This is a genomic window from Lacihabitans sp. LS3-19 (assembly GCF_024343575.1).
In the GTDB taxonomy this organism is placed as follows: Bacteria; Bacteroidota; Bacteroidia; order Cytophagales; family Spirosomataceae; genus Leadbetterella.
Genome location: NZ_RJUA01000106.1, coordinates 1 through 403, shown reverse-complemented (window position 1 = coordinate 403; position 403 = coordinate 1). Strand labels below are relative to the sequence as shown.

General features: G+C 47.9%; 1 rRNA gene. It reads right to left on the bottom strand.

What is annotated here, in order from left to right:
* Nucleotides 1–403, bottom strand: a 16S ribosomal RNA gene (locus EGI22_RS15620); the annotation flags it as partial.

The window sequence follows — 403 nt, the reverse complement described above, 5'->3', positions numbered from 1 at the left end:
TTAAACCACATGCTCCACCGCTTGTGCGGACCCCCGTCAAGTCCTTTGAGTTTCACCGTTGCCGGCGTACTCCCCAGGTGGATTACTTATCGGTTTCCCTTGGTCACTGAGCTATTCACCCAACAACTAGTAATCATCGTTTACGGCGTGGACTACCAGGGTATCTAATCCTGTTTGATCCCCACGCTTTCGTGCATCAGCGTCAGTTTATTCGTAGCAACCTGCCTTCGCAATTGGTATTCCTTCCGGTATCTATGCATTTCACCGCTACACCGGAAATTCTAGCTGCCTCCAAATATCTCAAGCTCAACAGTATCGATGGCATGTAAAACAGTTAAGCTGCTACTTTTAACCACCGACTTATTAAGCCGCCTACGCACCCTTTAAACCCAATAAATCCGGA